14 protein-coding genes are annotated in these 14,142 nt (G+C 59.9%); 6 read left to right on the top strand and 8 right to left on the bottom strand.

Translation table 11 applies throughout. The annotated features are described in order from the left end of the window. Position 1 precedes the first annotated feature (1 nt). Positions 2 to 451, top strand: coding sequence for an RrF2 family transcriptional regulator (locus EGT36_RS24965; RefSeq protein WP_004445456.1), 450 nt, complete (start codon positions 2 to 4; stop codon positions 449 to 451). A 30-nt stretch (positions 452 to 481) separates the two neighbouring features. On the opposite strand, the gene EGT36_RS24960 is transcribed toward EGT36_RS24965, so the two are convergent. From EGT36_RS24960 to EGT36_RS24940, 5 genes are all read right to left on the bottom strand, one after another. Then, a complete protein-coding gene (locus tag EGT36_RS24960) occupies positions 482 to 1,426 on the bottom strand; it encodes an acyl-CoA dehydrogenase family protein (protein WP_125271259.1) in 945 nt (314 codons plus the stop codon). 48 nt (positions 1,427 to 1,474) lie between these two features. Further along, positions 1,475 to 2,020, bottom strand: coding sequence for a flavin reductase family protein (locus EGT36_RS24955; RefSeq protein ID WP_125271258.1), 546 nt, complete (start codon positions 2,018 to 2,020; stop codon positions 1,475 to 1,477). A gap of 180 nt (positions 2,021 to 2,200) precedes the next feature. Continuing rightward, complete coding sequence (gene ssuD / locus EGT36_RS24950) at positions 2,201 to 3,370, bottom strand: FMNH2-dependent alkanesulfonate monooxygenase (protein WP_006698427.1); 1,170 nt, start codon at positions 3,368 to 3,370, stop codon at positions 2,201 to 2,203. Between the two features lie 168 nt (positions 3,371 to 3,538). Next, complete coding sequence (locus tag EGT36_RS24945; protein ID WP_286084337.1) at positions 3,539 to 3,718, bottom strand: hypothetical protein; 180 nt, start codon at positions 3,716 to 3,718, stop codon at positions 3,539 to 3,541. A gap of 205 nt (positions 3,719 to 3,923) precedes the next feature. Continuing rightward, positions 3,924 to 4,526 carry an alpha/beta hydrolase gene (locus tag EGT36_RS24940; protein WP_125271257.1) on the bottom strand — a complete coding sequence of 201 codons (603 nt, stop codon included), beginning with the start codon at positions 4,524 to 4,526 and terminating at the stop codon, positions 3,924 to 3,926. Positions 4,527 to 4,922: 396 nt separating this feature from the next. On the opposite strand from EGT36_RS24940, the gene EGT36_RS24935 reads away from it, so the two are divergent. Then, positions 4,923 to 5,993 (top strand): LLM class flavin-dependent oxidoreductase, encoded by a 1,071-nt coding sequence (locus EGT36_RS24935; RefSeq protein WP_006698430.1) that lies wholly within the window; start codon positions 4,923 to 4,925, stop codon positions 5,991 to 5,993. 57 nt (positions 5,994 to 6,050) lie between these two features. Here EGT36_RS24935 and EGT36_RS24930 read toward each other — a convergent pair whose 3' ends face one another. The 3 genes from EGT36_RS24930 to EGT36_RS24920 all read right to left on the bottom strand — a co-directional run bounded on the left by EGT36_RS24930 (position 6,051) and on the right by EGT36_RS24920 (position 9,974). After that, positions 6,051 to 7,229 carry an acyl-CoA dehydrogenase family protein gene (locus EGT36_RS24930; protein WP_125271256.1) on the bottom strand — a complete coding sequence of 393 codons (1,179 nt, stop codon included), beginning with the start codon at positions 7,227 to 7,229 and terminating at the stop codon, positions 6,051 to 6,053. Continuing rightward, a complete protein-coding gene (locus EGT36_RS24925) occupies positions 7,226 to 8,257 on the bottom strand; it encodes an ABC transporter substrate-binding protein (RefSeq protein ID WP_125271255.1) in 1,032 nt (343 codons plus the stop codon). Before EGT36_RS24925 ends, EGT36_RS24930 begins: the two co-directional genes overlap by 4 nt. Before the next feature lie 109 nt (positions 8,258 to 8,366). Continuing rightward, positions 8,367 to 9,974: an ABC transporter substrate-binding protein gene (locus EGT36_RS24920; RefSeq protein ID WP_044459197.1), complete on the bottom strand. Its 1,608-nt coding sequence runs from the start codon at positions 9,972 to 9,974 to the stop codon at positions 8,367 to 8,369. Between the two features lie 269 nt (positions 9,975 to 10,243). On the opposite strand from EGT36_RS24920, the gene EGT36_RS24915 reads away from it, so the two are divergent. The 4 genes from EGT36_RS24915 to EGT36_RS24900 are packed head-to-tail and all read left to right on the top strand — an operon-like array spanning position 10,244 to position 14,133. Next, the gene (locus tag EGT36_RS24915) at positions 10,244 to 11,233 is read left to right on the top strand and encodes an ABC transporter permease (protein ID WP_004445474.1); all 990 of its coding nucleotides are present in this window, start codon (positions 10,244 to 10,246) and stop codon (positions 11,231 to 11,233) included. Next, positions 11,230 to 12,225: an ABC transporter permease gene (locus tag EGT36_RS24910; protein ID WP_125271254.1), complete on the top strand. Its 996-nt coding sequence runs from the start codon at positions 11,230 to 11,232 to the stop codon at positions 12,223 to 12,225. The genes EGT36_RS24915 and EGT36_RS24910 overlap by 4 nt, the downstream gene beginning before the upstream one ends. Beyond that, the gene (locus EGT36_RS24905; protein ID WP_004445479.1) at positions 12,222 to 13,220 is read left to right on the top strand and encodes an ABC transporter ATP-binding protein; all 999 of its coding nucleotides are present in this window, start codon (positions 12,222 to 12,224) and stop codon (positions 13,218 to 13,220) included. Before EGT36_RS24910 ends, EGT36_RS24905 begins: the two co-directional genes overlap by 4 nt. Beyond that, positions 13,198 to 14,133, top strand: a complete 936-nt coding sequence (locus tag EGT36_RS24900; protein WP_006698435.1) for an ABC transporter ATP-binding protein — start codon at positions 13,198 to 13,200, stop codon at positions 14,131 to 14,133. Before EGT36_RS24905 ends, EGT36_RS24900 begins: the two co-directional genes overlap by 23 nt. Positions 14,134 to 14,142 lie beyond the last annotated feature (9 nt).

Here is a 14,142-nt window from a genome sequence, read left to right as displayed (position 1 = left end):
GATGTTGACCAAAAAAGGCAAATACGGACTAAAGGCACTTGTCGATCTGGCGCGGTTGCCCCAGGGCGAAACCGCCTTCGTGACAGAGATTGCGAGCCGTAACAACATCCCGAAAAAATTTCTCGACACCATTCTTCTGGAACTGCGCAATAGCGGAATCCTGCGCTCCAAGAAGGGGCCCAATGGCGGTTATTCACTGTCGAAAATGCCGTCGGAAATCATGATCGGCCAGGTTATCCGCACGCTGGACGGTCCTCTGGCGCCCATCCGCTGCGCAAGTCGCACAGCCTTTGAAGCCTGTGACGACTGCGATGATCCGGAGACCTGTCAGGTCAGACTTTCGATGACGGACGTGCGTGACGCCATCGCAACGATTCTGGACAATATGACGCTTGCGCAATTCGTGGAGAAGGACGGGCAGGACGCCCACGCCATTCCGGCCGGTCAATAGATTTCGAACGGTCGGTCATTCGCGATCTACTCATTGCCTGCGCAGATCGTCCTCCAGCGAAGCGATCAATCCGTCTTCGCTGACGCCTTCGACAAGACCGAGGCGCGCCATCAGGATTTCAAGCGTGATGGCATTGTTGCGAACCGAGCGAAAGGTGACGTTTTCTGCACCAACCTGTGCCGCATCGATATTGGCCGCAAGGCTTGCTATCTGCGCCCTCAGGAGTTCGATGGCGAGAAATACTTCCCCTATGACGGGTCGTGCCGCACCCTTATCCGCCAGCCTGTCGATCAGCAGGGACGAAAGCTCACCCTGCTTTTGTCCCAACGCCACTGCGGCCCTCAAAAGAGTTGACACGGAAGTGGCCAGATTTCCGGCGCCCTGAGCCAGGAACACAACCTGATCGGCACGCAACAGACCCTCCCACGACGTATTGGGGCGATTGCGCAAGACGATAAGCAAGGGCTGCCCGGACGTATTGACCGCTGGCACGACGATCCAGTCCGCGTCGCCCCTCACCGACCCAACAACGTCGTCGGGAAGCCGCAGGGCGTCGTCGTCTTCCGTCACCGTAACCGCTTGGTCCAGATTCGCGGCAGACGTTGCCAGTCCGAATGTCTCGCCAAGATCGAGACGGGCGAAGAGCGCCCTGCGCTGCTCTTCGCTGCCCGCATTCCTGATGAACTCAAGGGCAGTGAAATGTTCAACGAGGCGCTGCGCCGCCTCGGCATCGGCTGCTGAAATAATGGCAAGCGCCTGTGACAGAATGTCATTGGTGATATCCGCTCCACCGAGCTCCGTTGGAACGGAAAGAGCGAGAAGGCCGGAACGGGCAATCCGAGCGTGGATGTGTCCTGGACTTTCAACGCCGCAGTTCGCGGCGATTGCCCGTGCGACGGTCAGCACATCAATATCCGCGCCAAGGCGTGGAGGAACGAAACGAAGTCTTTCGCCGAGAGGCGTGACGGATCCCATGCTCAACTCCCTCAAACAATGACAAAGTAACGCGCCGGCGGCCGACGCTTAACCCAGCGAATGATAACGCCCGTTCTGATAGACCAGCGAGTAGCCGGAGCCGACGCGGATCGCCTCCACCTTGCCGATCACGATGACATGGCTATGCCGTTCGATCGCTTCCTCAATGGTGCAGTCGATCGCCGCGACAGCATCCTCGAGAATGGGCGCGCCGCTCGCCAGCCGGGTCCATTCAGCACCGCGATAACGATCCGCACCCTTCAGGCCGCCGATGCCGGCGAACTGGTTGGCGATGAACTGATGGTTGGGGCCGATAATGTTCACGGCGAGATGGCCGAAACGCTGCACGACCGGCCATGTGGACGAGGAGCGATTGAGCGCGACAAGAATTCTGGGGGGATCGACCGACAGCGCCGTGGCCGAGGTTACGGTCGCACCCGTTCGGGCCTCCCCTTCCCCCGCCGTGATCACGCTGACGCCGCCGCCCAGTGTTCTCAGCACCGCCTTGAGGCTGTCGGCATCCGGAGCCTTGCCGGCAACGGGGTCACGGAGATTGATGAATTGTTGATCCTTGGCCGCATATTGCAATGTCATCGGTGGCTCCTGAAAAAGCTGATTTGTTCAATAGCTAACAGCGGCGATGGGGTGGGAAACAGGCACCTTTTTCCATAATTACAAAATTCTATAGAAATAATGTTTTATATGCTTCTGCACCGTTGCAGCCTGCCGCAGGATACGAGGCGGAGGGAGGATGGCCTGCCTTTCGCAGGCCATTCAGGACCCGGATACAAGCTTGACGTTGCCGCCATGGCCACCGCCGCCAAAGACTTGCTTCGTTCCGAATGACGAGCGGATCTGATCGCGCGGTCCGCCGAGCCCGATTTCCGGGAACAACAGTTCGGAAACGCGATAGGCTTCCTCGAGATGAGGATAGCCGGACGCAATGACGGTATCGATGCCGAGCGCCTGATATTCCCGCAGTCTCGCCGCAACCGTCTTCGGCGAACCGACCAGCGCCGTGCCGGCGCCCGAACGGACGAGCCCGATGCCCGCCCACAGGTTCGGGGAAACCTCGAGCCGGTCGCGTCGGCCGTTGTGCAACGCCTGCATTCGCGCTTGCCCGACGGAATCCGACGCTTTGGAGAATACTTCCTGAGCAGACGCAATGGTCTCGTCGGAGAGCTTCGAAATCAGCCTGTCGGCATCGGCCCAGGCCTCCTCGTCGGTTTCACGCACGATGAAATGCAGGCGAATGCCGAAGGTTACCTCGCGGCCCTTTTTGGCGGCGGCCGCACGTACCTTGGCGATTTTTTCAGCGACCTGTGCCGGCGGCTCGCCCCAGGTGAGATATTTGTCGGTGATACCAGCCGAAAACTCGATGCCGGCATCGGAAGAGCCGCCGAAATAAAGCGGCGGGCGCGGCTCCTGTACCGGCGGCAGGCCGAGCCTTGCGTCCACCGCCTTGATATATTTGCCGTCCAGGCTCCCCTTGCCGGTTTCGATCAGTGAATTGAAAACCTGGAAGAACTCGTCGGCATGGTCGTAACGTTCGTCATGCGGCAGGAAAATGCCGTCGCCGCCCAGTTCCTGCGCGCTGCCGCCAACCACGATGTTGAGAAGTAGCCGTCCATGGGAAACACGATCAAGCGTGGAGGCCAGCCGGGCATAATAGGCGGGTGACGCAACGCCCGGACGGATGGCAACGAGGAATTTCAGCTTCTCGGTATAAGCCGCAAGATTGGCCGCGAGAATAAAGGATTCCTCGCAGGCGACGCCGGTTGGAATGAGCACGCCGGAATAACCCAGCCGATCGGCAGCCTGCGCGATTTCGCGAAAATAGCCGGGATCGGCAGGACGCGCGAGATCGTCGGAGCCCAGATAACTACCGTCGCCCGACGAGGGAATGAACCAAAGAAAATCGAGGGGTTTGTCGGCTGTGCTCATCGGCTGGTCCTTTGCAATCCGCCCTTCGGGCAATGCGTTCTGATGATAAAGGGTAGCCAATTCCCCGGCGCGTTTAAGAAATTTTGTTCCAATTTCCATTCGGCATGGAGAGTTTCTCTCCCGGATAACCCGCCCTGCGAAGCGAAACGAAGCCTCCGCCAATAGCCGTCAGAAGACCGGGTAAAGGCCGAGCATTGCAAAATTCATTTCGCAGATTTCTTCCCGCTCGAGTTCGAGATCGCTTTTTTCTCGCCTTATGCGTCCGGAATGGTCCAAGGGATGAAGGCTGACCTGTTCCTCGTCACGCGGCTGACGCCGGGTCAAACCGAACAGATCGAGTAAACGCATGAAGTCCCTGCGGCATGTGCGCCTCCTTTGCTCTACTCACTCCATCCTCAGGCGATCATCCAAAATCGTCAATATTTTCGATAAAATTACTATTCTATAATTAGAGGATCATCGGCAAATGTGGACCAAGCTTGCGGCGTGAGGGAAAAAATCCGTTTCCGACGGCCAATGGCAGGACATGGACCGCAAACGACCACTCTTCTCTTCAAAAATCCGCATCACTGAGCGCAGTCAGTGTGTTCGACCTCGATCGGGTCCCCGCCTTTGCGGGTGCGTTACCCATCTTCAGCCGTTCGAGCAGAGCATAACCCTCGGGCCATCGTCCGTAGCCGCTGGCAATATTGATATGCCCGACGGCGCCGAGATTGATGAGATCGCTCCCCCACAGGCTGGCACTGCGCGAGAGCTCTTCGGCATCCATGTAGGGATCGTTCATACTGCCCACGACGAGGCTCGGAAAAGCAAGCGGCTGCTGCGGAAATGCGCCGAACCGCACAATACAGGGATGCATCGCCTCCACGCGGTCGAGATGAGCGGGTGCAACCAGAAGCGCGCCCCTGATCTTGGCGGCGGAGGGTCGAGACGCCATATTCGCCACCAGCAGGCAACCGAGGCTGTGGGCGACGACATAAGCACTTTCGACGGTCGCCAGCGCTGCCTCCAGACGGTCAAGCCAGTCGTCGAGAACCGGGCATTGCCAATTGTCCTGATCAACCAGTTGGGCATCGGGATCATCCAGCAACCAATGTCGCTGCCAGTGCCCTTCATCCGAACCATTCAGGCCAGGAACAATCAAGGTGGTACACATGCCTGCTCCGTAGGTTGTGTGCGAGTGCACCAAGCATGGTGAATTTTATGATTCCAGTCGACTATGGCCTTGCTCACCTTTTGGATGCACGAGGAAAAACGATCCAGACAAATCCGATAGCTCAGAAAATACGTTCTCGGTCCCCAAGATAATGTCCGTCAGAGGAAATCATTTCCTCAAATTTTTTATATAGAAAATATGTGCAATTTAGGCTTTCCAGACGGAAAGCTTTTCCTCTGCCGGACAACAAAAGAAACGTCGCTGCTTCGCCGGGCCGTCGCCGCTTTGCCATTCTCGCACGTGGGTAGGCTTGCGCTTCCCGTAGCCCAAGTGGCAGAGGCCGGGCTTTGGCAGAGCCGCTCCGCCGCACCACAAACGAAAATTCAGGCGGATAATGTGAGCAGCACGAGCGAATTTCTCTGGTACATCCCCAATGACGTCAAACCCGGTCACCGTGGCGATGCCGTCAGCGATAATCACAACAGTCTCGACACGTTGACGGGCCATGCCAGGGCGCTTGAAACCCATGGCTGGAAAGGCGCGCTGGTCGGCACGGGTTGGGGAAGACCCGACACGTTCACGGTGGCGGCGGCGCTTACTGCGCGCACCACCACATTCGAACCGCTGATCGCCATCCGCCCCGGCTACTGGAAACCGGCCAACCTCGCATCGGCAGCCGCCACCCTCGACCAGCTTTCGGGTGGCAGGGTCAGGATCAACATCGTCTCCGGCAGGGATGAGCTTGCGGCCTATGGCGACGAAGAAGGCGATCAGGCGCAGCGTTATGCCCGCACGAAAGAATTCATGCGGCTGGTGCGGCGGCTCTGGACGGAGGAAAACGTCTCGTTCGAAGGTGAGCATTTCCGGGTGAAGAACTCCACTGTCCTGCCGCGCATCGCGCCGCGCGAAGGCAGGCCGCATCCCAAACTCTATTTCGGCGGCGCTTCCGAAGCAGCCGAGCAGGTTGCCGCAACCGAGGCCGACGTGCAGCTTTTCTGGGGAGAGCCGCTCGCCGGTGTGCGTGAGCGGATAGAACGGCTCAGGTACCTCAGTGAAACGCTCGGCCGCGATCTGCCGCCGCTGCAATTCGGCCTGCGGATCACCACGCTGGTGCGCGAAACGACCGCCGAGGCGTGGCGCGATGCGGAAGCAAAGGTTGCCGAGATGGCCGCAAACAATGGCGTGCGCTGGAACGACCATCTTCAGGCAGTCGCAGTCGGCCAGCGCCGCCTTCTGGACTTGCACCGGCAGAGCGACGTGCTGGACGACAATCTTTACACCGCTCCGGGCAAATTTGGTGGCGGCGGCGCCGGTACGACGTGGCTTGTAGGATCAGCGGAAGATGTCGCAACGTCGCTCAAGAAGTATCGTGCGTTGGGGATCACCCATTTCGTGCTGTCCGATACGCCCTATCTGAAAGAAATTGAGCGGCAGGGCGACAGGCTGCTGCCGCTGCTGCGGGATTGATGCGGTGACGCTGCCGGGCGACCCTGCTGAAACAGGACCGCCCAATGCCTCCTCCGGTCAGCCACCGGCTGCCTTGATGCTCTGGCGGCCAAGGATCGTGCGGATCATATGGCTCTGCGGCGCATGCGCCCGTGCCGTGATGGCATCGCGGTGATGGCGCTCAAGATTGTAGTCCCGGCGCAGGCCGCGATTGCCGCCCAGTTCCAGAGCCAGATCCGTCACCGCCACCGCATTGTCAATCACGACATGGCGAACGGCCAGTGCATCGGTTCCCACTCTCTCCCCCGCATCGATATCCCGGGCGACGGAGGCAAGCAGGCGTCTGTTCGCCGCCAGCAATACTTCGATCTGACCGAGACCTTCCTGAATGCGGGGGATGGAGGACAGCGGTGCCCCGAGACTCGCCGGAACATGGCCATTAAGATGGCGCAGCAGATCGTCCCGCGCCGAGAGCGCGACGCCGTGATAGACGGAAGCCAGCAGCACGAAGAAATTGTAACCGTCCACTTCATCGCGCCGCAGCGGCTCATCCGCCGGTTGCTCGGCCACGATATCGGCAAGTGGCACCCTGACGTCCTCCAACACCAGATCATGACTGGCGGTGGCGTACATGCCGGTCGCTTCCCATGCCTTTTCCTGGGTGATTCCAGTCGCGTCGAGAGGAACCAGGAGCTGGATGAGGCGCGGCGTCTCTTCCGTCGTCACGGCGAGCACGATCGCCCATTTCAGGCCCGGCAGGCCAGTCACGAAGCTCTTGCGGCCGTTGACGACCCAGACATCGCCCTCAATTCGCGCCGTTGTTTCCGGCAGGCCGCCATGGGCCGGCGAACCGACACCCGGCTCTGCCTGCGCGTTGTTGAGGAGTGCCAATTCCCGGCCATTGGCGGCCAGCACCCTTGCGGCCAGTGCCGCCGGCCACTTGCCGCGCCGGATCGCGGCATGGACGCTATAATGCATGGCGAGGATGAGAGCGGTCGATGGATCGCCCTTGGCGATGGTTGTGATGACGGCATGGGTCGTTTCCATGCCCTCGCCCCAGCCGCCATCCTTTTCAGCCGTGACAAGACCGAGCAGGCCTGATCTGAAAAGCGCCTCGAAATTACCCGCAGCGAATTCACCGCTTTTGTCATGGTCCGCAGCCGTCAGGCTGAAATCTTCGGCCAGCGCGGTTGCCACGGCGACCGGATCGGCTCGCTGCGCCGACGCGTTCGGAACGGCGGAAAGTGCGACGCTCATGCCACCGCCCTTTCATTCGCCGTAACGAAACGATCATCGATCCAGTTCTCAAGATTGAAGTCGTTTTCGAGAAAGCCCCGCTGGTGCAGGAAGTCCTTGTAATGGCCCACGGCACCGACAAGGTCGGCATCGAGGCCAAGGCCAAGATGGCGGTGAACCTCCGCGCCGTTGGCGGCCAGAACCTGCTCTTCGGTCGCGCCAGCCTCACGCGCGATGAAACGGCGCGTCTCCTCGGGGTGCTGCTCCGCCCAGAGCGAGGCTTTGCCGATGGCAGCAACCAGCCGCTCGACCAGATCGGGACGCTCATCGGCAAGCCGCCCATCCACCGTCAACACCCGGGGTGAACCGGAATTGATGCGTATCTTCGGATCGGGGTGAAAACCGAACTCCGCCACCTGCACGGCACCGATCAGATTGGCGGCGGCAATGCCAGCCGTTCCCTTGACAAAAATCGCATCGACCTCGCCGCGCAGGAGCGCGATGATCTCCTCGCCGAAGGATTGCCGGCGCTTCAGGCCGAACAGCGACGGCCCTTCCTGCGAGGCGAGCACCGAATCCTTGATGACAATATCTGTGAGTTCGATATCCCCGACCTTCAGCCCTTCCAGCGAGAGCGCCGAAACGATGCCCTTCAGCGCCGTCGCCCGCATGAAATCGACGATGCCCTCCGGCCGGCGCGGCACGCCGAAACGGCGACCGACGAGATCGGCAAGCGAACGGATACCGGTTTCCGGCAGGGTAATGATCGCCTGAAACTCATCCGTCCACGTCACCCCGACGAGACGGGTATTGCGCCCTTCCGAGCGGGCACGGATGGGCGGCACATTGCCGCCATGGCGGAACGACCATTCCAGCGTGTGGTTGAAATGGCTCTGGCGAACGGAGCGGTCAGGTGAGTCGATGATGGATTTCAGCGCTATGCCGGCCTCTTTGAAGGTCTGCTCGAGATAACCCAGCTGCGCCGCGAGCCCCACTGGCGTGGGCACCGGGCAGCGTGTGTACCAGATTTCAGAAAGTGACGTGCTCATGGAATGGCCTCAATGAAACGATGGCACCGGAAAGCGAAGCTGCGGCGCCCGTCGGCTGAAGGGAGACATCCCGGCCCGCCGCAAGGGCGAGCCGGGTCTGGTGAGACGATCAGGATGCGGCGATATGCGCGAAGGCAAGGCTTCCCGCCACACCTTCAGCACCGATGGTGTGATCGGCGATACGTTTGTTGAAGATGGTGATTTCAGGTGCTGCGACGATGTCGATGGCCGGTACGTCCTCAACGAGGATCTGCTGGATCTCCTTCCATTGCGCAACGCGCTTGTCGGGATCGATCTCGATGGCGGCCGCTTCAAGAAGTGCATCCACCTTCGGATTGCTGTAAGCCGCGCCATTGGAGAAAGGCACGCCCTTCTTGAAGTTCTTCGACCAATAAAGCCGCTGCACACCCACGGTCGGATCAAAGAGATTGCTCATGCCCTCATAGGCAAAATCGAAGTCGCGATCCGTATAGATGCGCTTGGTGTAGGTGGCGAAGTCCTGCGTGCGCACCGTCACGTCGACGCCGACTTTCGCCAGCGCCTGGCGAATATAATCCGCACCGCGCGGATAGGCCTCGGTGCTCGGCACGTAATCCAGATTGAGCTTGAAACGGATGCCATCGGCGCCGCGCTTGTATCCGGCCTCATCGAGCAGCGCTTCGGCGGCCTTCAGATCGATCGGATAAGTCTTCAGATCATCCACGAACCATTTCGTGAGCTTCGGATTGATTGGCCCGGTGATCGTCGCGCCGTAACCATAGTTGACGGTGTTGAAGATGACGTTGCGGTCGATGACATGCGCGAAGGCGCGGCGCACGCGAACGTCCTTGAAGACATCCTTTTCAAGGTTGAACTCCACGCGGCTGATCGAGTTGGTATATTGATAGCCATTGGTCTCGAAGCCGAGGCTCGGAAGCTCCTTCAAACGGTCGAGATCGCTATAGGCAACCGGGGTGCTGGGCGCGAGATCTATTTCGCCGGTTTCAATGGCAATCGCGCGGGCGGAAGCATCAGGAATGAAGCGAACGATGAGCTTGTCGAGATAGGGGCGCGGCGCATCCCAATAATCGGCATTGCGCTCGAAAACGATATGGCTGCCGCGTACCCATTCCTTGAACTTGAACGGGCCGGTACCAACGGGTGCGAGATTGACCGGGTTTTCGGTCACTTTCGTCCCTTCATAGAGGTGTTTCGGCACGATCGGCGTTTCAGCGGCGGCGAGCGCCGTAATGAGGTAGGGCGCGGGCTTGGAAAGCACCAGCACCGCCGTCAGCTCGTCCGGCGTCTCGACGGCAGTCAGATTGAGGAATGTGTTGCGGCCGCGCGGATGCACTTCCTTGATGGTGTTGATGGAGAACGCCACATCGGCGGATGTGAAGGGCTTGCCGTCATGCCATTTAACGCCGGGTCTCAGCTTGAAGGTGTAACGCAGGCCATCCGCGCTCACGTCCCATGATTTTGCCAGCAGCGGCTTGGGATTGAGATCGAAATCATAGGTCAGCAGACCCTCGGTGACCTTCGGTGATATATAGACGGAATTATAGGCCGTGTGCGCAATCGTCGTCAGCACCGGCGGTTCCGACGAGATAAGCAACGTGGCTGTTCCGCCACTGGCAGGTTCTGCCGCGCGAAGCTTCAGCCCAGGCAAAGACACCACGCCAAGGGCGACCGACGCCAGCAGAAATCCCCGCCGCGTCGTCTGGTTGAAAACAGTCATGCGATACCCTCTCCTTGATTGAACCGGCAAAAAACCGGCGAAACTGGACTCTTGCGCTTGGGAAGAAGTTTGTTCCTCGGACGAGAAAGAGATTGGGATAGTGAACCAACCATTCCCACAAATAGGAATTATCTTTTCTTTAAGGCGCGATTTTCCGTAAATTTCAGAAAATAATTCTATTACTCTTTGACAAATTCCATAAAATTAGTCAACTAATGTCCGTGCCTTCACCGGCGGATTTATGTTTTAACGATTGCGGACTGGAGCGGATGTCAAATTCGAAAAGGATTTTATCGCAGGCGAAACGGGTGGCCATTCAGGCCGTCCCGACGGTTCTCGGTATCGTCATTCTGAACTTCTTCCTGCTGCAGTTGGCTCCGGGCGATGCCGCAGATGTGCTGGCTGCGGAAGCGGGTTCGGCGACCGTCGAAACCATGGCGGAAATCCGCAATCGTTTCGGGCTGGACCTGCCGGTCCTGCACCAGCTGATGAATTATCTCGGCAATCTCGCCCAGTTCAGCCTCGGATTTTCGCCGCGCTACGGCATGCCGGTGGCTGATCTCATCGGCCAGCGCCTGCCGGGCACGCTTGCCTTGATGGGCGCGGCGCTCGGCATTGCGATTTTCGTCGGCGTGTTTCTCGGCTCGATCATGGCGCTTTTCTCCGGCAAGCTGCCGGATCGGATCATTTCCATCGGCTCGCTGATCTTTTATTCCGTACCCGGTTTCTGGATCGGGTTGATGCTGATCCTTACCTTTTCGGTGAAGCTCGGCTGGCTTCCCTCGGGCGGCGACAGCACCATTGGCAGCAGCCTCACCGGGTTTTCCGCCCTGCTGGACCGGCTGCGCTATATTGTCCTCCCCGCCCTGTCGCTGGCACTTTATTTTCTGGCGATCTACGCCCGCCTCACCCGCGCGGCGATGCTGGAGGTGAAGTCGCAGGACTATGTGCGCACCGCTCGTGCCAAGGGCGTTTCACCGATCAGGCTGACCACACGCCACATTCTGCGCAATGCGCTGATCCCCATCACAACCATGGCCGGCATGCATATTGGCGGCCTGCTTGGTGGTGCTGTCGTGGTCGAAACCGTATTCAGCTGGCCCGGCCTTGGCCGCCTTGCTTTCGAAGCCGTCATGGCGCGGGATTTCAGCGTTCTGCTCGGCATTCTGCTTCTCTCCTCCCTCGTCGTTATCATCGTCAATGCAGCCGTGGACCTGTTGCAGGCATGGCTTGACCCCCGCATTGGAGAAAGCCGATGAATTCCTCCCATACATCAGCGGTTCTCGACACGGCCGAACTCGGCGCTGAAGAAACCAGCCCCAAACCGAAGAAGCCCGAAGAAAGGACCTGGCCCTATATCCATGCGCCGGATGCGCTCTCGGCCCGCTCCGTTTCCGTGCCCCGGCGCGGCCTGCGGCGGGAACTGAAAATCTTCCTCACCAATCCCAACGCCATCGTTGGCCTGCTGTTTCTCGCGACCGTCATCGTTACCGCGCTGATCGCCCCCTTGATCTATCCCGGCGATCCCCTGGAAATGGTGGCCCGCCCGTTCCTGTGGCCCGGCCAGAACGCGGCCTATCCGCTTGGCACAGATTCCATGGGCCGGGATGTTCTGGCAGGCATCGTGCATGGTGCGCGCATCTCGCTCACCGTCGGTGTCGTGGCGACACTGATCGGGCTCACCATCGGCATCGCCGTTGGCGCTTTCGCCGGTTATTTCGGCGGCATCATTGACGATATCCTCGTCAAGCTCATCGAAATCTTCCAGACCTTGCCGAATTTCGTGCTGCTGGTCGTGCTCGTCGCCATCGCCCAGCCTTCAGTCACCACGGTCACCTCGGCGATCGGCATCATCACCTGGCCACTGGTGGCACGCCTCACCCGCGCGGAATTCCGCGCCATCCGCGAGAAGGACTACGTGCTTGCCGCGCGCAGCCTCGGTTACGGCCATGCGCGCATCGTGTTTCAGGAAATCCTGCCCAACGCGCTGCCGCCGATCATCGTCACCTCCTCCGTCATGGTGGCGGGCGCAATCCTCATGGAAGCAGCACTTTCCTTCATGGGCCTTGGTGACCCCAACCGCGTTTCCTGGGGTTCGATGATCGGGTCCGGGCGCGATGTAATACGCACCGCCTGGTATCTGACCGCCCTTCCCGGCCTTGCCATCGTCTTCACCGTCATTTCGCTGAACCTCATCAGCGATGGCCTCAACGATGCGCTCAACCCCCGTTTTTCGGAAGAACGCCGATGAGCAAACTGATTGAAGTCCATGATCTCTCCGTCAGCTTCGGCTCTGCCCAGCCCGTCAAAGGCGTCAGTTTCGATGTCAGCCCCGGTGAAATGCTCGCGATCGTCGGAGAGAGCGGCTCGGGCAAATCCCTGACGGCGCTTGGCCTGATCGGCCTCCTGCCCTCCCACGCCAAGACGGGCGGGCGGGTTCTGCTCGAAGGGCGCGATCTGCTGCCGCTTTCGGAAAAACAATGGCGCGGCATTCGCGGTCGCGATATCGGCATGATCTTTCAGGAGCCTATGACCTCGCTGAACCCGGTTCTGACCGTTGGCGAACAGATCATCGAGGTGCTGCGCATCCATGAGAAGATCGATCGACATCAGGCCCGCAAACGGGCCATTGAGCTCCTCGACCTCGTCAACATTCCCGATGCCAGCCGTAGAGTGGATGATTATCCGCACCAGCTGTCCGGCGGCATGCGACAGCGCGTGATGATCGCCATCGGCGTTGCCTGCAATCCGAAACTGCTGATCGCCGACGAAGCAACGACGGCGCTCGACGTGACGATACAGGCGCAGATACTCCAGCTGCTCGACAATCTGCGCCGTGATCTCAACATGGCCGTCATCCTCATCACCCACGATCTCGGCATCGTGGCGCAATGGGCGGACCGGGTGATGGTCATGTATGCCGGACGCAAGGTGGAGGAAGGGCTGCCGGAACCGGTTTTCTCCACTCCCTACCACCCCTATACGCGTGGCCTGCTTGCCGCCTCGCCGCGCGCCGAAGACGGCCAGCATTATCGCGACGGGCCGCTCATCGAAATTCCCGGCTCCATCGTTTCCGCCACGGGGGAACGCGGCTGCGCCTTCCGGCCGCGCTGTCCGAGCGCCCGCGGTTTCTGCGGGCAATATGTACCACCGCTGAGGCAGATTTCAGACGGCCGTTACGCCGCCTGCCCCTTCGTTGCTCCAACATCTCAGGAGATACCCAATGGCGCTCTTGTCGGTGCATAGTCTTTCCACCCATTATACGGGCGGACGCGGCACGGTGCGCGCCGTCGATGACGTGTCGCTTGATATCGAGGCGGGTGAAACCGTTGCCCTGGTGGGCGAATCCGGTTGCGGCAAGTCTTCGCTCGGCAAGTCCCTGATGCGACTGGTCGAACCGTCTTCCGGCAGGATCACCTTCAAGGGTGCGGATGTGACCGCAATGACATCGTCCGAACTGCGCGGCATTCGCCGCCGCATCCAGATGATCTTTCAGGATCCTTTTGCCTCGCTCAATCCCCGCCAGACGGTGCGCACCATCCTTACCGGGCCGTTGAAGGTCCACGGCATAGGAGACCGGGCGCGCCAGCGGGAGATCGTTGAAGCCATCGTCGCGCAGGTGGGCCTGCCGGCGGATTCACTCGACCGTTATCCGCATGAATTCTCGGGCGGCCAGCGCCAGCGTATCGGCATTGCCCGCGCACTTGTTCTGGAACCGGAACTGGTCGTCTGTGACGAGCCGGTCTCGGCGCTGGATCTGTCGATACAGGCGCAGATTCTCAATCTTCTGGTGGAGATGAAGAAGCGACTTTCGCTGTCCTATCTCTTCGTCTCGCACGACCTTTCCGTGGTGCGTTACTTCTCCGATCGTGTGCTGGTCATGTATCTTGGCAAGATCGTCGAAAGCGCGCCCACATCGGAACTCTGGGCATCCCCGAAACACCCCTATACCCGCGCGCTTCTCGCCGCCGTTCCCGATCCCGCCCGCCGCAAGCAGGCGGCCCCCATTTCCGGCGATCTGCCGAGCCCGCACAATCCGCCATCCGGCTGCCGGTTTCATACACGCTGCCCGCTCGCCACCGATCTCTGTCGCGAAAAAGCACCTGACTATACCCTTTTCGGCAAGAACCACGCCGTGGCCTGCCACCATGCCCAATAAACTGAAGGA

It is taken from the genome of Agrobacterium sp. FDAARGOS_525 (assembly GCF_003938925.1).
Taxonomy (GTDB): domain Bacteria; phylum Pseudomonadota; class Alphaproteobacteria; order Rhizobiales; family Rhizobiaceae; genus Agrobacterium; species Agrobacterium pusense.
Note: the sequence above shows the minus strand (reverse complement) of the source record. Positions and strands in the feature narration are given on the sequence as shown.